Annotated in this window: 14 protein-coding genes, 1 riboswitch and 1 other annotated feature; of the genes, 10 read left to right on the forward strand and 4 right to left on the reverse strand. The window is 34.9% G+C overall.

What is annotated here, in order from left to right; translation table 11 throughout:
- Positions 1-11 precede the first annotated feature (11 nt).
- The 5 genes from AC1Q51_RS02825 to AC1Q51_RS02845 are packed head-to-tail and all read left to right on the forward strand — an operon-like array spanning position 12 to position 10,195.
- The gene (locus AC1Q51_RS02825; protein WP_097925204.1) at positions 12-7,169 is read left to right on the forward strand and encodes a non-ribosomal peptide synthetase; all 7,158 of its coding nucleotides are present in this window, start codon (positions 12-14) and stop codon (positions 7,167-7,169) included.
- Entirely contained in the window at positions 7,166-7,390 is a 225-nt protein-coding gene (locus tag AC1Q51_RS02830) for an MbtH family protein (protein WP_000184060.1), read from the forward strand. The genes AC1Q51_RS02825 and AC1Q51_RS02830 overlap by 4 nt, the downstream gene beginning before the upstream one ends.
- On the forward strand, positions 7,390-8,820 hold the full coding sequence (locus AC1Q51_RS02835) for an MDR family MFS transporter (RefSeq protein ID WP_097925202.1): 1,431 nt from the start codon (positions 7,390-7,392) through the stop codon (positions 8,818-8,820). The genes AC1Q51_RS02830 and AC1Q51_RS02835 overlap by 1 nt, the downstream gene beginning before the upstream one ends.
- A gap of 57 nt (positions 8,821-8,877) precedes the next feature.
- Positions 8,878-9,627, forward strand: a complete 750-nt coding sequence (gene sfp, locus AC1Q51_RS02840; protein ID WP_000572987.1) for a 4'-phosphopantetheinyl transferase Sfp — start codon at positions 8,878-8,880, stop codon at positions 9,625-9,627.
- Positions 9,628-9,652: 25 nt separating this feature from the next.
- Entirely contained in the window at positions 9,653-10,195 is a 543-nt protein-coding gene (locus AC1Q51_RS02845) for a hypothetical protein (RefSeq protein ID WP_000959120.1), read from the forward strand.
- 38 nt (positions 10,196-10,233) lie between these two features.
- On the opposite strand, the gene AC1Q51_RS02850 is transcribed toward AC1Q51_RS02845, so the two are convergent.
- Positions 10,234-10,506, reverse strand: a complete 273-nt coding sequence (locus AC1Q51_RS02850) for an HU family DNA-binding protein (RefSeq protein ID WP_001043905.1) — start codon at positions 10,504-10,506, stop codon at positions 10,234-10,236.
- Between the two features lie 204 nt (positions 10,507-10,710).
- Between AC1Q51_RS02850 and AC1Q51_RS02855 the strand changes: the two genes are divergently transcribed.
- Together AC1Q51_RS02855 and AC1Q51_RS02860 are read left to right on the forward strand one after the other, a co-directional pair.
- Positions 10,711-11,478, forward strand: coding sequence for a DUF3891 family protein (locus AC1Q51_RS02855; RefSeq protein ID WP_000577301.1), 768 nt, complete (start codon positions 10,711-10,713; stop codon positions 11,476-11,478).
- A gap of 14 nt (positions 11,479-11,492) precedes the next feature.
- Entirely contained in the window at positions 11,493-12,017 is a 525-nt protein-coding gene (locus AC1Q51_RS02860) for a DinB family protein (RefSeq protein ID WP_000656263.1), read from the forward strand.
- A gap of 91 nt (positions 12,018-12,108) precedes the next feature.
- Here the strand turns inward: AC1Q51_RS02860 and AC1Q51_RS02865 are convergent, their stop codons facing one another.
- From AC1Q51_RS02865 to AC1Q51_RS02875, 3 genes are all read right to left on the reverse strand, one after another.
- Entirely contained in the window at positions 12,109-13,302 is a 1,194-nt protein-coding gene (locus tag AC1Q51_RS02865) for a S8 family peptidase (RefSeq protein ID WP_000790932.1), read from the reverse strand.
- 232 nt (positions 13,303-13,534) lie between these two features.
- Positions 13,535-14,902 carry an alanine/glycine:cation symporter family protein gene (locus AC1Q51_RS02870; protein WP_065228804.1) on the reverse strand — a complete coding sequence of 456 codons (1,368 nt, stop codon included), beginning with the start codon at positions 14,900-14,902 and terminating at the stop codon, positions 13,535-13,537.
- A gap of 106 nt (positions 14,903-15,008) precedes the next feature.
- Positions 15,009-15,129: riboswitch (glycine riboswitch) on the reverse strand.
- 208 nt (positions 15,130-15,337) lie between these two features.
- Positions 15,338-15,913, reverse strand: coding sequence for a hypothetical protein (locus tag AC1Q51_RS02875; RefSeq protein WP_001170865.1), 576 nt, complete (start codon positions 15,911-15,913; stop codon positions 15,338-15,340).
- Positions 15,914-16,045: 132 nt separating this feature from the next.
- On the opposite strand from AC1Q51_RS02875, the gene AC1Q51_RS02880 reads away from it, so the two are divergent.
- The 3 genes from AC1Q51_RS02880 to rluF all read left to right on the forward strand — a co-directional run bounded on the left by AC1Q51_RS02880 (position 16,046) and on the right by rluF (position 18,295).
- The gene (locus AC1Q51_RS02880; RefSeq protein WP_003278183.1) at positions 16,046-16,390 is read left to right on the forward strand and encodes a hypothetical protein; all 345 of its coding nucleotides are present in this window, start codon (positions 16,046-16,048) and stop codon (positions 16,388-16,390) included.
- Between the two features lie 391 nt (positions 16,391-16,781).
- Positions 16,782-17,402 (forward strand): DUF4937 domain-containing protein, encoded by a 621-nt coding sequence (locus tag AC1Q51_RS02885; protein ID WP_492331356.1) that lies wholly within the window; start codon positions 16,782-16,784, stop codon positions 17,400-17,402.
- Between the two features lie 185 nt (positions 17,403-17,587).
- The gene (rluF, locus tag AC1Q51_RS02890; RefSeq protein WP_001222162.1) at positions 17,588-18,295 is read left to right on the forward strand and encodes a 23S rRNA pseudouridine(2604) synthase RluF; all 708 of its coding nucleotides are present in this window, start codon (positions 17,588-17,590) and stop codon (positions 18,293-18,295) included.
- 121 nt (positions 18,296-18,416) lie between these two features.
- Positions 18,417-18,640: a binding site (T-box leader), on the forward strand.
- Positions 18,641-18,763 lie beyond the last annotated feature (123 nt).

Here is an 18,763-nt window from a genome sequence, read left to right on the forward strand (position 1 = left end):
GGTAGTAAAGAATGCCTAACAGTCAAAAGATTCGTCATTCGTTATCATCTGCGCAGTCTGGTATGTGGTTTGCGCAACAATTAGATCCGCTTAATCCGATATATAATACTGGGGAATATGTAGAAATAAACGGGAATATTCATCAAGACATTTTTGAATTAGCTGTACGTAAAGTTGTAATGGAAGCAGAAGCACTTCACGTTCGCTTCGAAGAGGATGAAATTGGCCCATGGCAAGTTATTGAAGAATCACAGTTTCATATGCATTTTATTGACGCTCGGAAAGAAGAAAACCCTGAAGAAGCTGCTAAAGTATGGATGAAAAATGATTTATCTATACCAGTCAATTTGAAAAAAGATACATTATTTACTGAAGCACTTATTCAAGTTGAAAATAATCGTTTCTTTTGGTATCAGCGCATCCATCACATTGTGATGGATGGCTATGGATTTTCACTTCTTAGCCAAAAGGTAGCGAATGAGTATACATCACTTATAGAAGAAACAAACAAGAGTGAAAAGCCATTTGGTTCTCTTGCAAAAGTCGTGCAAGAAGATATCGAGTATCGTGAGTCTAAACAATTTCAGGAAAATCGTACTTTTTGGTTAGAAAAGTTTGCAGATGCCCCAGAAGTTGTAAGTTTGGCAGAACGAGCACCGAGAACATCAAATGGATTTTCACGAGAAACAGCTTATTTATCTAGTTCTAGCACGAAAACTTTACTAGAAGATATCAATATTTCGTTAACAAGTTGGCCGGAATTCATTGTGGCTGTAACAAGTATTTATATGCATAAATTAACAGGTGAAAATGATATTGTTTTAGGTTTACCGATGATGGGACGTCTAGGTTCTGTATCTATTCATACACCAAGTATGGTAATGAATTTAGTTCCACTTCGTATTACAGTAACTCCAAATATAACTCTTGTGGAATTATTGCAGCAAGTTTCTAAAGAAATCCGAGATGTACGTCGCCATTATAAATACCGTCATGAGGAATTAAGAAGAGACTTAAAGTTACTAGGTGAAAATCAAAGGTTGTTTGGACCGTTAGTGAATGTTATGCCTTTTGATTACGGGCTTAATTTTGCTGGAAATCGTGGTATTACGCATAACTTATCAGCAGGACCTGTAGATGATTTATCGATAAATGTATATAAACGTTTTGATCAAAATGAGCTAATGATTCATTTTGATGCGAATCCCGAAGTATATAATGGTGCAGAGCTAGCATTGCATAAAGAAAGATTTATGAATCTATTTGAATTAGTAATAAATAATTATGAGAAAAACGAGCCGATTGGAAAAATAAACATTACTCTGCCTGAAGAAAATCATAAAGTTTTATTGGAATGGAATGAAACGAAGGAAGACGATGAGTTAATCAGTTTACCTATATCATTTGAAAAACAAGTGCAAAAAAATCCAAATAAACTAGCGATTACTTGTGACGGTGTAATCCTTACGTATAAAGAGCTAAATGAACGAGCGAATGAACTAGCACATTATTTAGTAGAAGAAGGAATACGACCAAATCAGTTTGTAGCTTTAGTATTCCCTAGATCAATAGAAATGGTAGTTAGTATGCTAGCAGTCTTAAAGGCTGGTGCAGCGTATTTACCAATAGATCCAGAATACCCAGCAGAAAGAGTTAATTATATAGTAAATGATGCAAAACCAGTTTGTATCATAACACATTCATCTGTTTCATCTAAGTTAGTTATAGAAAAGGATATGAAAAAAATTGTATTAGATGACGAAGAAACGAAACTAGCGTTACATACATATTCTCGTATGAATATAGCATGTAAGAATGATGTATCACTTTTAAACCCAGCCTATACAATATATACTTCAGGCTCAACAGGAAACCCAAAAGGTGTAATTGTTCCTATGAGAGGTTTAAGTAACTTTTTAATGGCAATGCAGCAAAAGTTTTCATTAAATGAAAATGATCATTTATTAGCAGTTACAACGTTTGCGTTTGATATTTCTGCTCTAGAAATTTATTTACCTCTTATTAGTGGTGCAAGTTTAACAATTGCGCAAAAAGAAGACATACAAGAGCCATCAGCATTAACGACACTTTTACAAGAAGAAAGAGTGAAAATTATGCAGGCTACACCGACGCTTTGGCAGGCGTTAGTAACTGATTATCCAGAGAAGCTACAAGGGCTAAATATACTTGTTGGTGGTGAAGCTCTCCCAGCGCATTTAGCAAATAAATTAAAAGAATTAGGTTGTTCAATAACTAATTTATATGGACCAACTGAAACGACGATTTGGTCTACTTTCATGAACATTGATGAAGGTGAAAAGGGTATACCACCTATTGGAAAGCCAATTTGCAATACAGAAGTGTATGTATTGGATGCAGGGCTACAACCAGTTCCACCTGGAATTATTGGTGAATTATATATTGCAGGGGAAGGACTTGCAAGCGGATATTTAGGAAAACCTGAGTTAACAGCTGAACGGTTTGTTGCAAATCCTTATGGAGAATCAGGGAAGCGCATGTACCGTACAGGAGATCTTGTGAAATGGCGTAGTGATGGTGCGTTAGAGTACATTAGTCGCGCAGATCATCAAATTAAAATTCGTGGATTCCGAATTGAATTAGCTGAAATTGAAACGGTATTACAACGACATGAAAATATTCAACAAGCGGTAGTAATGGTACGAGAAGATCGTGCAAATGATAAACGCATCATTGCGTATATCGTTGCAGAAGAAAAGGAACCGATTAATCTTTCAGAAATTCGTTCTTATGTTTCAGAAAGTTTAGCGAATTATATGATACCATCGGCATTTGTTGTGCTAGAAGAATTACCATTAACGCCAAATGGTAAGGTTGACAGAAAGAAATTACCTGCTCCTGATTTTAATGGAATGAACAACGAGAGAGTTGCTAGAAATCCGAAAGAAGAAATATTATGTGATTTATTTGCAGAAGTACTTGGTGTTTCTCGAATTAGCATTGATGATAATTTCTTTGAAATGGGTGGACATTCACTTCTCGCATCTCGTTTAATGGCAAGAATTCGTGAAACGTTAAGTGTGGAATTAGGAATTGGGAAACTATTTGAATCACCAACTGTTGCCGAACTGGCGAAACAATTAAACCATGCAAAAAGCGCAAGACCAGCTATTCAGAAAGCAAGTAGGCCAAATGAAGTTCCACTTTCATTTGCACAGCGCAGGTTATGGTTCTTAAATTGTTTAGAAGGTCCAAGTCCTACTTATAATATTCCGCTAGTCATTCGTATGAATGGAATATTGAATCGGGAAGCATTACAAGGTGCTTTTTATGATGTAGTTGAGAAACATGAAACACTTAGAACAATTTTCCCTAACGTATTAGGTAGTTCCTATCAGAAAATTTTAGATATGGAAAATTTAAATCTAGAAATGGTTATAACTAATACATGTAAAGATGAATTAGAAAGTGTACTTTCAGAGGCGGTAAGATATAGCTTTAACCTCGATATTGAGCCGGCAGTTCGTTTGCAACTTTTTACAGTGAGTGAAAACGAACATGTATTATTAATTTTATTACATCATATTGTAGGTGATGGCTGGTCATTACAGCCGTTAACGAGAGATTTTACAGCGGCGTATAAAGCACGATGTCAAGGTGACAGAGTTCAGCTGGAGACACTACCAGTTCAATACGCAGATTATGCACTTTGGCAACAGCAATTGCTAGGTGATGAAACGACACCAGAGAGTCTTATTTCAACACAATTAGATTTTTGGAAAGAAGAACTTAAAGGTTTACCAGACCAAATGGAGTTACCTACAGATTTCCAGCGTCCAATTGAGACGAGTTACCGCGGGGAAACAATTCATTTTCATATAGATGAAGGTATGCATAGTAGGTTAGTAGAGCTTGCACGTAAAAATGGAGTTAGTTTGTTTATGGTATTGCAAGCAGGGCTTAGTGCACTATTTACAAGATTAGGTGCAGGCACTGATATACCAATTGGAAGTCCGATTGCTGGAAGAAATGATGATGTACTTTCAGATATCGTTGGTTTATTTGTAAATACATTAGTGTTACGTACAAATACGTCAGGAGATCCAAGTTTTAAAGAATTATTAAATAGAGTGAAGCAGGTAAATCTTGCAGCTTATGAAAATCAAGATGTTCCATTTGAAAGGCTTGTTGAAGTGTTAAATCCAGTACGTACTCGAAACAGCCACCCGTTGTTTCAAGTTATGTTAGCTTTTCAAAATACACCAGAAGCAACGTTTCATGCACCAGATTTAGAAGCGAGCCTTGAAATTCAAAGCGTTGGTTCTGCAAAATTTGATTTAACATTTGAAATTAGTGAGAGTAACGAGGTTGATGGTACTCCGAACGGTTTATATGGATTACTAGAGTTTAGTACCGATTTATATAAACGTGAAACGGTTCAAAAACTAATAGAACGATTCATTTTGTTATTAGATGATGCAGCTACAAATCCGGATCAATCAATTGGCAGATTAGAAATATTAACTGTAGCAGAGAAAAATACAGTGTTAGAAAAGTGGAATGGTGGTTTTCAAATTGCACCAGAAATGACATTGCCACAATTGTTTGAAAAGCAGGCTCATATAAATCCAAATTCTATAGCTGTTGTCTTTGAAAATAAGAAATTAACTTATGAAGAGTTAAATAGAAAAGCAAATAAAATAGCTCGATTCCTAATAGCAAAAGGGATTGGTCCTGATCAACTCGTTGCTTTAGCGATGCCAAGATCATTAAACATGGTTGTAAGCTTATTAGCTGTTCTTAAAGCTGGTGCCGGATACCTTCCGTTAGATCCAGATTACCCAGCAGACCGCATTTCATTTATGCTACACGATGCGAAACCATCATGTGTTTTAACGAATTCAGAAGTGGAAATTGAATGTGATGAGGCACTAAAAGTTTTAGTTGATGATGTGAAAGTAATAGCAGAAGTTGAGAAATATAGTGATGACAATATTGATGAAGTGGAACGAATTAAGCCATTATCTCCATCACATATTGCTTACGTTATTTATACGTCAGGCTCAACGGGTAGACCGAAAGGCGTTATGATACCTCATCAAAATGTAGTAAGACTTTTAGGAGCAACTGATCATTGGTTCCAGTTTGACGGAAACGATGTTTGGACGATGTTCCATTCATACGCTTTTGATTTCTCGGTTTGGGAAATTTGGGGACCTTTATTATACGGAGGGCGTTTAGTTGTAGTGCCACATACTGTAAGTCGCTCACCGAAAGAATTTTTACAGCTTCTTGTTAAAGAAAAGGTTACGGTTTTAAACCAAACTCCATCAGCGTTCTATCAATTGATGCAAGCAGATCGTGAAAATGAAGAGATTGGCCAAAAATTATCTTTACGATATGTTGTTTTTGGAGGAGAAGCACTTGAGCTAAGTCGCTTAGAAGATTGGTATAGTCGACATCCTCATAACGCACCAAAGCTTATTAATATGTACGGTATTACGGAGACGACAGTACATGTTAGTTATATTGAATTAGATGAAACTATCGTCTCTTTACGAGCAAATAGTTTAATTGGGTGCAGTATACCTGACCTTAAAGTGTATGTGTTAGACAACTATTTACAACCAGTGCCACCTGGAGTAGTTGGAGAAATGTATGTTGCAGGTGCAGGGCTTGCGCGTGGATATTTAGGAAGAGCAGGATTAACGGCTGAACGCTTTATCGCAGATCCATTTGGAAAGCCAGGTACAAGAATGTATCGTACAGGAGACTTAGCTCGCTGGCGTAAAGATGGGACGCTAGATTATATAGGACGTGCAGATCATCAAATAAAAATTCGTGGATTCCGAATTGAATTAGGAGAAATAGAAGCAGTCATAATGAAGCACCCTAAAGTTGAGCAAGTAGCCGTTATTGTACGGGAAGATCAACCAGGGGATAAACGGTTAGTTTCTTATATCGTTGCATCAAATAATGAAGCGATTGATACGAATGAAATGCGTCAGTTTGCTAGTGGTAGTTTACCAGATTATATGGTTCCATACGCTTTTGTAGTAGTAAATGAGTTACCTTTAACTCCAAACGGTAAGTTAGATAGAAAGGCATTGCCAGCTCCAGAATTTATCGCATCATCTTCTAGTCGTGGTCCAAGAACACCGCAAGAAGAAATGTTATGTGACTTGTTTACAGAAGTGCTAAGTGTACCTCAAATTGGAATTGATGACGGATTCTTTGATCTTGGTGGCCATTCACTCCTTGCAGTGCAGCTTATGAGCCGCATTAAAGAGGCGCTTGGAGTGGAACTAAACATTGGTACTTTATTTGCAGCACCGACTGTTGCAGGGTTAGCTGAAAGACTTGAGATGGGGAATGGTCAAAGTGCACTTGATGTGTTGCTTCCATTACGAGCAAGCGGGGAGCAATTACCACTATTTTGTGTACATCCAGCAGGTGGATTAAGTTGGTGCTATGCAGGACTTATGAAATCTTTAGGAACAGATTATCCAATCTATGGTGTACAAGCACGTGGTATCGCTAAAAATGAAGAACTTCCAAAAAGTTTAGAGGAGATGGCGGCGGATTACTTGAAACACGTTCGCGAAGTACAGCCTCATGGACCATATCGTTTATTAGGTTGGTCGCTTGGAGGAAATGTTGTGCATGCAATGGCGGCGCAACTACAAAATGAAGGGGAAGAAGTAGAATTACTCGTTATGCTTGATTCTTATCCTGGACACTTCTTACCGAATACGGAAGCGCCTACTGAAGAGGAAGCGTTAATCGCATTACTCGCTTTAGGCGGATATGACCCAGATAACATGGATGGTAAACCACTTACAATGGAAAGTGCAGTTGAAATCCTTCGTAAAGATGGAAGTGCATTAGCAAGTCTTGAAGAAGAGACTATATTGAACTTGAAAGAAACATATGTAAATTCAGTAGGGTTGTTAGGGAAATATGTACCGAAAGTTTATAACGGAGACATCTTATTCTTTAGATCTACTGTTATACCAGACTGGTTTGATCCTATTTCTCCAAATACGTGGCTAAATTATTTAGATGGGCAAATTGTGCAGCATGATATTGACTGTAGACATAAAGATTTATGTCAGCCAGGTCCACTTACGGAAATTGGACAAGTATTAGCGAAATATTTGCAGAATAAGAAAGGGGTAAGTAGAGTATGACGAATCCATTTGAAAATGATAATTACACATATAAAGTATTAATAAATGAGGAGGGCCAGTATTCTCTCTGGCCTGCTTTTCTCGATGTACCTATTGGCTGGAGTGTCGTATATGAAGAAGCTAGTAGGCAGAGTTGCTTAGAATATGTTGAATATAACTGGAAAGATTTGAATCCAAAAAGTAATCAAGTTCGTGAAAAAACATTAGCAGGAAAACGATAATGAAAGCAAAACTAAATCCAAAAGTAGTCGTAAGTATCGTTTATATAACTGCGATGTTTATGGCTGCGATGGATGCAACGATTGTAAATGTAGCACTACAAACGATAAGTAAAGAACTACAAGTACCTCCATCTGCAATGGGGACGGTTAATGTTGGGTATTTAGTTAGTTTAGCTGTTTTCCTTCCGATTTCTGGTTGGTTAGGAGATCGATTTGGTACGAAAAGAGTATTTTTAATTGCTCTTTTCGTATTTACAATTGCCTCTGCTTTATGCGGAATGGCTAACGATATTACTTCATTGAATATTTTCCGTATTATTCAAGGTGCTGGTGGAGGGCTTTTAACACCGGTCGGAATGGCGATGTTATTTCGAACATTTTCACCAGAGGAAAGACCGAAGATTTCTCGGTTCATTGTACTTCCAATTGCTGTAGCACCAGCAATTGGTCCTATCATCGGTGGTTTCTTTGTAGATCAAATGTCTTGGCGTTGGGCATTTTATATTAATCTACCGTTTGGAATCGTTGCATTGCTCTTTGGACTTCTATTTTTAGCAGAGCATGTTGAAAAATCAGCTGGTCGCTTTGATTCTCTCGGCTTTATTTTATCAGCACCAGGATTTGCGATGCTCATATATGCACTCAGCCAGGGACCATCAAAAGGGTGGATTTCTCCAGAAATTATGAGTACTGGGATAGCTGGGGTTGTATTCATTACATTGTTTATAATCGTAGAACTGAAAGTAAAGCAACCAATGTTAGATTTACGCTTATTAAAAGAACCAGTCTTTAGAAAGATGAGCCTTATATCATTATTTTCATCAGCTGGTTTACTAGGAATGTTATTTATTTTTCCACTTATGTATCAAAATGTGATAGGAGTTTCCGCGCTAGAATCAGGACTTACGACATTTCCAGAGGCGATTGGATTAATGATTTCTTCACAAATTGTGCCATGGTCATATAAGAAATTAGGAGCTCGAAAGGTAATTTCTATAGGATTAATTTGTACGGCGATTATCTTTGTTTTATTAAGTTTTGTAAATCACGATACGAATCCGTGGCAAATTCGGGCATTATTGTTTGGTATCGGTATTTTCTTAGGTCAATCTGTCGGTGCGGTTCAATTTTCTGCCTTTAACAATATCACGCCGCCTTCCATGGGGAGAGCGACTACTATATTCAATGTGCAAAATCGATTAGGTTCAGCGATAGGAGTAGCTGTTTTAGCTAGTATACTAGCTGGTTTTGGAAGTAATAACGTTCAATCCGATTTTTTACCATATCAAGCAGCATTAATTGGATCAGCAATATTTTTGCTCATAGCACTACTATTTTCTTTACGTATTTCCGATAAAGAGGTAATGTCAAATAAGAAAGAAAAAACATTATCTGTATCAAAAAAAGAGAAAGCACTCGTCAATGAATAACAATATACGTATGCTTTTTTATGAAAATTGATATTCGTTGAATAAAGGAGAGTTTACATGATAGAAAGTAAAGTTGCAGATTCTGTTCCAACTTTGAATGAGAATGATTGTCAAATATGGTGGGCAAGAATTTCAGATTTACAATCATGGCATTACAATTTACTAAATGATATAGAGCGAGAGAAAGCAAATTCGTATCATCATTCGGCAGATCGAGCTCGTTTTATAATAGGTTGCGTAATTAGTAGATTAGTTCTCGGCAAAATACTTTCTATGTCACCAGTCCAAGTACCAATTGATCGAATGTGCTCAGTATGTAAATTGCAACATGGTAGACCACAATTACCAGAAGGTATGCCGCAATTATCTGTTTCGCATTCAGGTGAGTGGGTTGTCGTTGCATTTACAAAATCTGCACCTGTTGGCATAGATGTAGAACAAATGAATCCAAATGTAGATGTTATGAAAATGGCAGAAGGTGTATTAACAGACATTGAAATAGTGCAAGTTATGAAACTACCAAATGAACAGAAAATAGAAGGTTTTTTAACATATTGGACTCGAAAAGAAGCGGTGCTGAAAGCGACAGGCGAAGGACTATTGATTCCACCAGTACATATTACAGTATCAGCTCCAAATACTCCTCCAAAATTGTTAGTTTTTAAAGATAAGCAAGAGTTGGCAGATAATACAATGATGGAAGATGTAAGGCCTAGTTTAGATTATATGGCTTCTGTTGCAGTATTCAGTAAGGAAGTGACTGAAATTACGCAATTAGACGCGGTAGCACTTTTAAATCTTAAATAAAAAAATTATAGAAGAGGTGTTCCTCATGTTAGTGGCGGAAAATAGAAAGAATGAATTCACTTATAACATACAAGCAATTAAAAATATTTTATTTTCTGGAGATACATCATCCATTCATGCTTTAGAAAAGCTTTTAAATGATACAGTTCAGTTTGATGTTCTTGAACAAGAGGCACTTGGTAGACAGTACATTCCGAAAGAAGCAAAGAATTTCTTTGATAAAGATGGAACATTTCTTTACCGTGTATCTAATGTTAGTTATAAAGGCAAGGTGTTATCTGAAAATCTAATTTTTGCAGACACTTCGTTTTTACCGGACGCAATAAAGAGTGAATTAGAGAGTGGAAATATTCCTGTTGAAAAGCTTATAGAAAAGATGGAAGTAAGAAGAAACGTATTATATGAAGGATATCAGCCATCTGGAAATATTATCGAATTGTTTGATGGATGTTCTGTTACAGCGAATGTGTATCCAACTAGAAAGTATCAAATTGTCAGTAACTGCAAATGTGTATTTTATATTTGTGAAGTGTATCATGCAGAGAATATAAAGCAATTGCTTAAATAAAAACAAGAAACCAGCCTATAAAATGGCTGGTTTCTTGTTTATTTAACAGCTTCTTTTAATTCTTTACCTGCTTTAAATGCAGGAACTTTACCAGCTGCGATTTGAATTTCTTCGCCAGTTTGCGGATTACGTCCTGTACGAGCAGATCTTTCGCGCACTTCAAAAGTTCCAAATCCGATTAATTGAACTTTATCGCCAGATTGTAATGCATTAGCAATTGTGTCAAATACGGATTGTACAGCTGCAGAAGCGTCCTTTTGAGAAATATCAGCTGATTGTGCTACATTTTTAATTAATTCTGTTTTGTTCATGTTTTCACCTCATAAAAAAATTTTTGGAATGAATGTTTTAGTATAATAGATAGTAAAGATAAAGCTATCACTATGATTAGAAAGAATACTATATAATTATGTTAATTTCGTTGCAAGAGACTGAATCCCTTCTATTATTTGGGGATTAATTAAGAATCGATGCATATAAAAAGCTTTAGTATGAGGATGAGGGGGAGTATACGAATGATTTTTCGTGAAAAAAATGAGAAGGAAAGTATATTAATTCGTCAACATGATCATGGTTTTTTAGCTGGAGAGATTGCAAAGCATATAAAAGAACACTTTTTTGAAGGTAAAACATATTTAAAAGAAACAGTTGATGCAATATATGAGCATGACAGAGGATGGATAGAGCTTGATAAAGTACCAATTTTAAATGATGCTAAAAATATTCCATATACATTTATGGATTGTCCAAGCCCATTACGTTTTGTTTTTTATACGATTGGTTTGAATGAAATTGAAAATTCTAATCCATACGGGGCATTGCTTTGTAGTAAACATTTTTTATCATTTCCACTAAACGAGGAAGATGAAGAGATGATGTCATTTTATAAACATGAATTAGAACGACAAAAAAGAATCTTGAAAACGTTAACAAAGGAACAGTTTGCGATGTTCGATAAACATTATAGATTATTAAAGTTTTGTGATGAACTTTCTTTATACGTATGTATGAATAAGCCTGGTGTCAAAAAGAAAGATGAAATTGATTTATTTAAAGATGGTTTTGAAGGAACAGAAATGTTTAATAGTAAAGAGGAGAAACTTATTCAAGCTGAATGGGTGGATGAGGAAACAATTCGGATTACACCATTTCCATTTCAAACGGAATTTTATACGTATGTAAAATATAAAACGATAAATAAGCATGAAATGAAAGAAAAAGGGATTGCAAAGGCTGATAGAGAATCAGAAATGAAGAAACAAACCATTCGTTTCATACAATAAGGAGGTAATATAAATTGAAAGATTATATATTAAAACAGTGTGATTATCATGCTTGGGCTAATACAAGATTATTCAATCGATTAAAAGAGTTACCAAACTATGAGACCATTTTTAAGGAGCAGATACAGAGTGTATTTCCATCCATTAAGGATACTTTTGTGCATATTTATATTACAGATCAAGTGTGGTTACATATATTGCATGGTAAAAGTATGAATGAAGCAATACAAGACCGAGAAGATTTACGAAAACAAATTGAAACTAAATCGTTACATGAATTAGAAAAAATGTTTGAAAACATGGCAAATCAATATAAAGATTTTTTAATTACAATACAAGATGTGAATGCTGTATTTGTTATTGAGAATCCATATGTAGGGAAATTAGAAACTTCGATTTTAGAATTAGTGCAACATGTCGTAAATCATGGTACATATCATAGAGGAAATATAACAGCGATGATCCGTCAACTTGGTCATTCGTCGACAATGATGGATTTTGTACTGTATTTACATATGGTTAAAAAGCAGGGAGAGTAATATAGTTTGTAAGAAGGAGAGGCTTTAATTATAGAAGTCTCTCCTTCTATTTTATTCCGCATTCATGGTAGATCGACTGATTAAAGTTTTCTTAAGAAGCTTTATTTTCTTGTAATTGCTTAGCGTATTGTACAGCCTTATATGCATTGACTCTACCGTTTTTCCAGTACGTACCTGTACCACTAATTTTATCAGAAGTTGACTCAATAATTTGGCGAATTTGTGTATTACTATATCCTTGATTTGCTAAAAGAGCAGCGACTCCTGCAACATGAGGTGTTGCCATAGATGTACCACTTAATGATTGATACGTGCTTCCTTTATATGTTGAATATATATTTGAACCTGGTGCTGCAACATCTACCCAGCTACCATAAGTAGAAAATGAAGATTTTCTATCTGATTGATCTGTAGAACCAACTGCAATTACTTCGCTGTAATAAGCAGGGTAATTAGCTTTTGTATTTCCAGCATTTCCAGCAGCTGCAACTATAACAGAGCCTTTATTCCATGCATATTGAACGGCTTGTTGTAATGCAGTACCACCATTTGGAGCTCCTAAACTTAAACTAATTACTTTTGCACCCGAATCAGCAGCTTCTCGAATACCTTGCGCTACAGCATCAAGAGTACCACTTCCTTGATTATCTAATACGCGGACAGCATAAATTGAAGTTTGTGGGGCAACACCAGCAATTCCGACACTGTTATTCGTAAGTGCTCCAGTAATTCCAGCGCAATGTGTACCATGACCATTACCATCATCAGATGTATTGTCGTTATCAACATAATCATGCCCGTAAATTACTTTCGAAGCCAAATCAGGATGTGAACCTTGAACTCCTGTATCAATAATAGCTACTTTTACACCAGGATCACTTCGTTGGCTATCCCAAGCTTGTGGAGCTTGAATCTTTTGTAATCCATATTGATTTTTAAAATATGGGTCGTTTGGAGTCCAAAAGGCGTGAACGTAATAATTCGGTTCTGCATATTCTACATCTGGATTATTTTTATAACTCTTTATTTTTTCTTTTACAGTACCCTTTGAAAATTGTACGACTTCAAAACCTAACTTATCATCTTTAGATAAGACATTAGCTCCGACAGATTTATGAAAAGATTGCACATTACTTAAAGATGCATTTTGCTTGAACTTAACGATTAATTGGTTAGGAACGTAATCAGTAGATGATGTTTCAGCGCTTGAAGTATTTGTGTTAAAGAAGAAACCACCAATAATAAATGATAAAACAGATAGGAAAACAATGATTTTGTTTTTCAAAAGATTTTTCCTCCCTTTTCTTGGATGAGTTTTTCAGCGACACTTTAATGTCGCATTCCTTTTCAACTATATAGTTAGACCATACGATTTATGACATTTATGTGAAAAACTTTTGGAGGAATAAAAAGGAGTAAACATTGATATAAATATATTTTTAATGATAGTAATTAAGTAAAAGAGGGGATGAAAAAAGGAATGCTCATCATGTATGAGTCATTCCTTTTTTCATAGATTAACTTGCCTGTTTTTTATTATTTTCTTTCAATTTCTCTGCTTGTAAAAAGCGATTCGTTTCAGCAACAACAATACTACTTAATCCAATTAGACCAATTAAGTTTGGAATGGCCATAAGTCCATTTGCAATATCAGCAAATGTCCATACGATTCCTAGCTTTAAATTAGCACCAATTGCAATCATGACGATAAAGATTGCTTTATAATATTTAACAGCACTTTCTCCGAATAAATAAGCTACACATTTTTCTCCATAATACGACCAGCCTAAAATAGTAGAGTAGGCAAATAAAATAATTGCGATACCGAGAATCATACTACCAGCAGTACCAAATACAGATTGGAATGCAAGTGTTGTAGCTTCAACGCCAGTTTTACCAGATTTCCAAGCACCTGTAGTAATTAATACTAGTCCTGTAATTGTACATACAATAAACGTATCTAGAAAAGTACCAGTCATTGAAACTAAAGCTTGTTTTGCAGGTGAATCAGTTTTTGCAGCCGCAGCAGCAATTGGTGCACTCCCTAAACCAGCTTCGTTCGCAAATACACCACGCGCCATTCCAATTTGAATAGCTGATGCAACTGTTGACCCAATAAAACCACCAGCAGCTGCTGTACCATTAAATGCACCAGAAAAAATAAGTGAAAATGCTTCAGGAATTTGGTCGTAGTGATAGAAAATAATTATAAGACCAGCAATTATATAAAAGAAAGCTTTAATAGGAACGACATATCCCGTCACTTTCCCGATTTTTTTTACACCGCCTAAAATAACAATTGCGATTAAAAATGCCATTACTATACCAGTTAAAGCAGGAGGGAAAGAGAAATTAATTCGCATTGCCTCTGCAACTGAATTAGATTGCACCATATTACCAATACCGAAAGAAGCAGTTGTACCGAATATAGCGAATAATACTGCTAGCCATTTCTTACCCAAACCACGTTCTAAATAATACATTGGCCCACCTGAATATTCACCATTTTCATTACTAACACGGTATTTCACTGCAAGTATTGCTTCAGCATACTTTGTTGCCATACCGAACAATGCGGTAATCCACATCCAAAATATTGCACCAGGTCCACCTATAGTGACAGCTGTTGCAACACCGGCTATATTTCCCATACCAATCGTTGCGGCCATAGCTGTCATGAGTGCTTGGAAGTGACTAATATCTCCAGAAGAAGAAGTATCTTCTGATTTTTTAAACGCTAGTTTGTGAGCGTATAATAGTTTACTAAACTGTAAACCTTTCAAACGCATTGTGAGAATGACACCAGTTCCAACGAGTAGCAACAAAGTTGGTAATCCCCACACGTATTGATTTAGTTGTTCTAATACTTTACTTACTGTCTCCATCTTTATTCTCCTTTTTTAGAAAAAATAAAAACCACTTCAAGTAAATGAAATGGTCTCTGGAGAAACAAGGGATAGAAAAATAAACCGATACAATCGGCTTTTTCTTTCGCTTGTCTCTGTCCTTTTACCTGAGAGATTATCCGCTAAAGTAGCGGATTTGCTCCTTCGGTGCTCGTTTTCCTCCGCGCTCTATAAAAGCGAGAGGGAGTCTCTCCAGAGATTCGTCCCCATGCAGTTCTACTTGTAACCAAGACCTGAGAGTTTCAAAGTTGGTATAACAACTTTTTGCCCCGTCGGTAGATCAATAGACCTTCTCCTGAATGGTTCATCCGAATTATAAAATTTATAAACACATTGATTGTAAATCAATAAAAATATTATAGACATACAAATTGTGAATTGCAATCATTTTTTATTTTAAAATAGTAAATAGTTTTATTTTTTTGTAAGTCCTAATTTATCTTCAACTTCATTTAAAGTAGATAAAGCGATGACAATATGTTGATCCGCAAGTCCTAAAGCTTGTTTTGTTTTTTCAATAGTTTCATTGGTTGGAATAGAGTTATTTGTTCCGTCTATAATCAAATTTGCTGCATTTTTCATGAAATTTGATGCGGATTTAAACTGAGTTGTGAATTGAATTAGTTGTTTTTGTATATCTATATCTGTGATGTTTTCTTCAATTTTAAGTGTGTCTATTTCGTTCATAATTGTTTCATACTGCTTGGAAACGGCATTCATTGTAACTAATAGTTTATTTCGATCTACTGAATCTCCATTCGTGTTAATCTCTTCCCAGGCAGGCAACCAATCTTTTTCAATGATTTCATTATAATTAGTAGTCAATTCATTAATTTTAGGTTGTAATTTCGTTTTGAAAGTTTTTGTATCCGCTGTTTCTACAGGTGCTTTTTCGTTGTTATTTTTAACATTAGTAACGTAGAAAATTGTACCGAAAATGATGAAAATAGAAATAATAACTGTCCATTTAGTAAAAAGTAATTTCTGCAATATGTAACGCCTCCAAAATTTAAAAACTTATAATTATAATATATAACAATAATGTTGTTTGGAGTAGAGAAAATAGGTTGGAAATGATTTAAATTATAACTTTTCTATACATAAATAATTAAAGTTAGTAAAATGATGAAAGTTATATGTGAGAAAAGAGGGTTTTTAGTGAAAATGAATAGAAGAAAACTAGTTTCAAGTATTTCAATGGCTATGTTATTAGTTGGTGTAATTGCATTCATATTTATGAATAAAGAATCTAAAATTAAAGGTTTTCCAGTACCAATGTCAGCAATTCATATTAACGATGATAAGGAAGAGGATTATCAATATATAAGTGTAATGCCAATTACAAAGGCGAGTGGATGGGAGAACTTAGGGGAAAACGGGCATACTGTTAGTTTTAAAAAGGGGGAGCGGAAGGTAACTGTATTACATTATCCAGGAGAAATTACGTATTATTTGTTTGAAAAATAATTGATGATAAAAGAGATAGGGAGTAGATGATAATGTAAGATTGTTTACTTTCTATCTTTTTTGGATTTTAATTCTGAATTGTTTGAATTAAAATTATTATGCGTATAGTATAAAATAATATGTTTTATTGAATGATATAGATAATCGGTAATACATAATAATGTTATGTAAACTATAAGCGGGGTAAGAAAGCAAGAGATTTTAATTTTTATATTTTAGATGTATTTTTACACGGTAAGTATTCCAATAATCAACTTACAACATTTACGGAGGGCATCAAACTTTGAATAAGTAATGGAGTTGATAACAAAATAAATTAACGTTTGTGTATATGGAAAAATAGAAAGTATGGCGAGTGGGAAATGGATTGAATCATAAGGGGGAATTAAAAATGTTACTAAAAACAATCTACTGTAAGGTGGAAGAAGAGAAAAAAGAATTGTTTTCCAGTGCGCAAGAAAAATGGCGTGATATACAACACCTAGAGGGTTTTCATGGACAATTTGGTGGATGGAATGAAGATGAGGCATGTGTATTTACTTTATGGGAAGATAGAAGTGTATATCAATCATTTATGAATGGAGCTCATGATACAATTTATTTAAATAGTAATCAAGAGGATACGTTTCTTTCATGTGAAATTGAATTATTTCAAACGTTGTATGATATAACTGATATGCATTTGAAAGACGTTGTAATAGAGGGGGCATTCGTAAGAGTTGCTATATGTGATGTAAAGTTGGAAAAGGAAAAGTATTTTTTACATAAGCAAGAAACAATTTGGAATAAAGGAATGGAAAAAGCAAAAGGAATGCTAGGTGGAGTAGTTGGGAAGTCTTTAAAAAATGAAAATCGTTACATAGTGTTAACGTATTGGAAAGATGAAATAGCGCACCAACATTATGTGAAAGAGATTTTCCCAGATTTATATAAATTAGCTAATATTCATGAAGATATAGAAAAGATACAAGGAAAACAAGCTGTATGTAAGGAAGAATGGCTTGTATATTAAGCGCTGAAAAAGTGCATAAATGATTGTATAATAACGATATTTTCTTATAAACAAGTAATTAATAGAAGACGTTATATACCCTTTCATGTTAATATATTTAAGTTATAATAGGAGGCTTACCCTTTTGTATTGTACGGTAGAAGCAGTGTGAGCTTGAAATTTTTTTAGAAAAGGATGTGCCTAATTTGCGTATCAATAAATTTATTAGTGAAGCTGGAAAAGCGTCTCGACGTGGAGCGGATAAACTAATTAATGAGAGAAGAGTAATTATTAACGGTAAGGTAGCAAAAATTGGTGACCAAGTGAACCCAGGTGATGATGTACGAGTAAATGGAGAGCAGCTTCGAATTGCTCGAGATCACGTATATATCGCTTTAAATAAACCAGTAGGTATTACATGTACGAGTGAAAAAGCTGTAAAAGGTAATATTATCGATTTAGTGAACCATCCTTTACGAATTAGTCACATTGGACGTCTTGATAAAGACTCAGACGGTTTAATTTTATTAACGAATGATGGTGATATTGTTAATGAAATTTTACGTGCTGAAAACAAACATGAGAAAGAATATATCGTTTCAGTAGATAAGCCAATTACACCTGATTTCTTAGAGAAAATGGCAGCGGGTGTTAAAATTTTAGGAACAAAAACGCTTCCTTGTGAGGTTACACAGTTATCAAAATATGAGTTCCAAATTATTTTAACACAAGGGCTAAATCGTCAAATTCGCCGTATGTGTGAAGCTTTAGGTTATCAAGTATACACGTTAAAACGTACGAGAATTATGAATATCGAATTGAATAATTTACCAGTTGGGCAGTGGAGAGATTTAACGAAGAAAGAGAAAAGACGTCTATTTGCAGACTTAAATTACGAACCACAAGATTGGTAAAATTGTGAAGTGAAACCAAAAAAATTTGGTTTCACTTTTTTAATTAAATAAATAATTTTTTTAAACACTTGCAAAAATAAAATGAATAAGATATATTAAATAACAATAAATGGATGTTTTACAAAAAGCAAAGAAAAGGACACGAGTTATTTTACCCGGTTATACAGAGAAGGAAGGAAAGCTGAGAACTTCCTAACGCAGAAAAATAACTTACCACCTTAGAGCTGCACTAGGGAAATTAAGTATCTAGTGCCGTGTATGCGACGTTATCGCAAAAGAAGCCATTATGTTTTTTGTGATGGGAATCTGGGTGGAACCACGGATATAAGCATATTCGTCCCTATATTTAGGGATGAATATGCTTTTTTGCATTCAATTTCATAATAAGCGAAGAAAAGGACACGAGTTATTTTACCCGGTTATACAGAGAAGGAAGGAAAGCTGAGAACTTCCTAACGCAGAAAAATA

Source organism: Bacillus sp. MT94 (assembly GCF_058792475.1).

Bases quoted from the DNA above. Each gene is read 5' to 3' on its own strand.
- AC1Q51_RS02855 (WP_000577301.1), top strand. From the start codon at position 10,711: ATGATTTTTCGTGAAAAAAATGAGAAGGAAAGTATATTAATTCGTCAA.
- AC1Q51_RS02885 (WP_492331356.1), top strand. From the start codon at position 16,782: ATGTTACTAAAAACAATCTACTGTAAGGTGGAAGAAGAGAAAAAAGAA.
- AC1Q51_RS02835 (WP_097925202.1), top strand. From the start codon at position 7,390: ATGAAAGCAAAACTAAATCCAAAAGTAGTCGTAAGTATCGTTTATATA.
- AC1Q51_RS02850 (WP_001043905.1), bottom strand. From the start codon at position 10,506: ATGAACAAAACAGAATTAATTAAAAATGTAGCACAATCAGCTGATATT.
- AC1Q51_RS02825 (WP_097925204.1), top strand. From the start codon at position 12: ATGCCTAACAGTCAAAAGATTCGTCATTCGTTATCATCTGCGCAGTCT.
- sfp (WP_000572987.1), top strand. From the start codon at position 8,878: ATGATAGAAAGTAAAGTTGCAGATTCTGTTCCAACTTTGAATGAGAAT.
- AC1Q51_RS02830 (WP_000184060.1), top strand. From the start codon at position 7,166: ATGACGAATCCATTTGAAAATGATAATTACACATATAAAGTATTAATA.
- AC1Q51_RS02845 (WP_000959120.1), top strand. From the start codon at position 9,653: ATGTTAGTGGCGGAAAATAGAAAGAATGAATTCACTTATAACATACAA.
- AC1Q51_RS02880 (WP_003278183.1), top strand. From the start codon at position 16,046: ATGATGAAAGTTATATGTGAGAAAAGAGGGTTTTTAGTGAAAATGAAT.
- AC1Q51_RS02870 (WP_065228804.1), bottom strand. From the start codon at position 14,902: ATGGAGACAGTAAGTAAAGTATTAGAACAACTAAATCAATACGTGTGG.